This is a genomic window from Streptomyces sp. XM83C (assembly GCF_023072675.1).
GTDB classification, from domain to species: Bacteria; Actinomycetota; Actinomycetes; order Streptomycetales; family Streptomycetaceae; genus Streptomyces; species Streptomyces thermocoprophilus.
On sequence record NZ_JALLGL010000482.1, the window covers coordinates 1 to 2,941 of the forward strand.

A 2,941-nucleotide genomic window follows, 5' to 3' on the forward strand; every position below is an offset into this window, starting at 1 on the left:
GGGGTGGGGCGGGCCGAGGCCTCCATCTGCATGCAGGACTCGATGAGCGGGCGCAGCTCCTCGGGCAGGCCTTCCAGGTCGGGGCCTTCGCGCAGCAGCATGAAGACGGTCTCGACCGGGTTGGCGCCGTGGAAGGGCGGGTGGCCGGTGGCGGCGAAGACGAGGGTGGAGCCGAGGGAGAAGACGTCGGAGGCGCCGGTGACGCTGCGGGAGTCCTTCGCCTGTTCGGGTGACATGTAGGCGGGGGTGCCGACGGCGACGTTCGTCATCGTCAAACGGGTGTTCGAAACGCCGGAGGCGATGCCGAAGTCGATGACCCGGGGGCCGTCCTCGACGACGAGGACGTTGGAGGGCTTGAGGTCGCGGTGGACCAGCCCGGCGCCGTGGATGGATTGCAGTGCCTCGGCGACACCTGCCGCCAGCCAGCGCACGGCCTGCGCCGGCAGCGGCCCGCACTCGTTCACTATCTCCTCGAGGGAGGGCGCGGGGACATACGCGGTGGCCAGCCAGGGAACGGCGGCGCGCGGGTCGGCGTCGACGACGGCGGCGGTGTAGAAACCGGAGACCGCACGGGCGGCCTCCACCTCACGGGTGAAGCGGACACGGAAGAGCTGGTCCTCGGCCAGCTCCGTCCGGACCGTCTTGATCGCCACACGCCGGCCGGATGCCGAGCGCGCGAGATAGACCAGCCCCATGCCGCCGGCGCCCAGCCGTCCCAGCACCTCGAAAGGCCCGATCCTGCGCGGATCGTGCTGCGTCAGCTGATCCACCACTTGCCTGCCACCTCCCCGTACGAGCCGCGCCACCCACGTATGCGCGCGGCCGAAGTGCAGGGTCTCACCACCACACCGCCCTGGCGGCACGCACCCCGATTCTTCCTGGCCGGGGCGCTCGTGGCGAACCCGAGGACAAACGGGGTGTCTCGCAGCGTTTCAGGACGTATCCGCCATTATTTCAGGCCGCATACGCCTTTTCGTTCACCGATCGTTCACCGATGAACAACGTAGGGAGCCTGTCTCACCGTTCCAGCAACGCGAAAGACGCCCCCTGATCGTCCGTGACCACGGCGACGGTCCCGTACGACGCCTCGAACGGCCCCGCCTGCACCCGCCCGCCCAGCCGCTGCACGGTGCCCAGCGCGGCCTCGCAGTCCCGTACGCCGAAGTGGACGACGAAGTGCGGCGGCATCTCGGCGGGGAAGACGTCGGCGACCGGCGCCCGCCCGAAGTCGGGTTCGGCGTCCGGCCCGAAGAGGGCGTCGTGGAAGAGGTGCCCGTAGAAGGCGTTCACGGCGGCGGTGTCACGGGCGTACAGCTGCGCCCAGGAGAAGGCGCCCGGCTCATGGCGCCGCCCGAAGCCGGGGTGGCTGCCGGGCTGCCACAGGCCGAACACCGCACCCTCGGGGTCGGTGGCCAGGACGGTGGCGCCGAGACCGTCGCCGACGGGGAGCGGCGCGGTGACGACCTGCCCTCCGGCGGCCAGGATGCGCCGGGAGATGTCGTCGGCGTCGGGGGTGGAGAAGTACACGGTCCATACGGTGGGCAGGCGGCCGTCCGCCTTGTGCGCGAGCGCGGCGACCGGTTCGCCGTCGAGGTGCGCCCAGACCGTGGAGCCGTACGCGTCGCGGAACGTCCACCCGAAAAGCTCACCGTAGAAACGTTTTCCCGCCTCCACGTCCGGCAGCTGTGCGTCCACCCAGCACGGGACGCCCTCTCCGTACGCGGATGCCCTGTTTTCGGCCATAGCGCCAAAGTAACGGGCGCACCCGCAGCCCGCAGACCAGGCACACCAGCCTCCGCACCCCCGTGCACCCCATTTGCAGTCGGCCGAATCGCGCTCAGATCACCCGTCGGTAAGCTGACGGCATGACAGGACAAGTGCGTACCGTCGACGGCCGCGTGGCCGGCCGGCGTGGGCAGGCGACCCGGCAGAAGCTGCTCGACTGCCTCAGCGAGATGCTCAGCTCCTCCCCTTACCGGGACGTCAAAGTCATCGATGTGGCCCGGCGTGCGGGCACCTCGCCCGCGACCTTCTACCAGTACTTCCCGGACGTCGAAGGCGCCGTCCTGGAGATCGCCGATCAAATGGCCGCCGAGAGCGCCGGGTTGACCGAGCTGCTGGAGGGCCGGTCCTGGACGGGCAAGGCCGGCTGGCAGACCGCCCAGGAACTGGTCGACGGCTTCATGGAGTTCTGGCGGAAGAACGATGCGATCCTGCGCGTGGTCGACCTGGGCGCCGCGGAGGGCGACAAGCGGTTCAACAAGATCCGCCTGAAGATCCTCAACTCGGTGACGTCCTCGCTCACGGAGGCGATCTCGGGGCTCCAGGCCAAGGGACGCATCGACAAGGACGTGAACCCCGCGGCGATCGCCGGAGCGCTCGTGGTGATGCTGACGGCAGTCGCCTCGCACCAGAAGGGGTTCTCGACCTGGGGTGTGAAGCAGGCCGAACTCAAGCCGAACCTGGCGCTGTTGGTGCATCTGGGTGTCACGGGCAAGAAGCCGACGAAGTAGGCCGTATTCCTTCTGTCGTCTGCGTCTCTTCGTCTGATGAAACCTTTCTGCTCGGCTTCGGCTCCGGCTCCCGATCGGCTTCGGGTCGGCTCCGGCCCCTGACACGCCCCTGATCGGCTCCGGCTCCGGCCCCTGACACGCCCCTGATCGGCTTCGGCTCCGGTTCCTGATCGGCTTCGGCTCGGCTTCGGCCCCTGACACGCCCCTGCTCGGCTTCGGCTCGGCTCCGGCTTCGGCTGCTGGTCCCCGTGGTCCGAAGCGACCCCGCCCCGGCCTGACCTCGGTCCGACCCCGGCCTGGCCCGGCCCGACCCCGGCCGGAACCCCTTGCTCTCGGCGCCGCCCGCCTTGCGGCGTCCGCCTCGTGACCTTTCTGCCGTACGGCGCCCTCGACCGCCCGCCGAGCGACACCGCGCGGCCGACCTCCCC

3 protein-coding genes are annotated in these 2,941 nt (G+C 70.1%); 1 reads left to right on the forward strand and 2 read right to left on the reverse strand.

Annotated features, from left to right (window positions below):
• Positions 1-773, reverse strand: a 773-nt coding sequence (locus tag MTQ10_RS29500; protein WP_247473471.1) for a serine/threonine-protein kinase, incomplete at its 3' end; no start/stop codon positions are given.
• A 244-nt stretch (positions 774-1,017) separates the two neighbouring features.
• Positions 1,018-1,743, reverse strand: coding sequence for a VOC family protein (locus MTQ10_RS29505; RefSeq protein ID WP_247473472.1), 726 nt, complete (start codon positions 1,741-1,743; stop codon positions 1,018-1,020).
• A gap of 122 nt (positions 1,744-1,865) precedes the next feature.
• Here MTQ10_RS29505 and MTQ10_RS29510 point away from each other — a divergent pair, with 122 nt between their 5' ends.
• A complete protein-coding gene (locus MTQ10_RS29510; RefSeq protein ID WP_247473473.1) occupies positions 1,866-2,513 on the forward strand; it encodes a TetR family transcriptional regulator in 648 nt (215 codons plus the stop codon).
• Positions 2,514-2,941 lie beyond the last annotated feature (428 nt).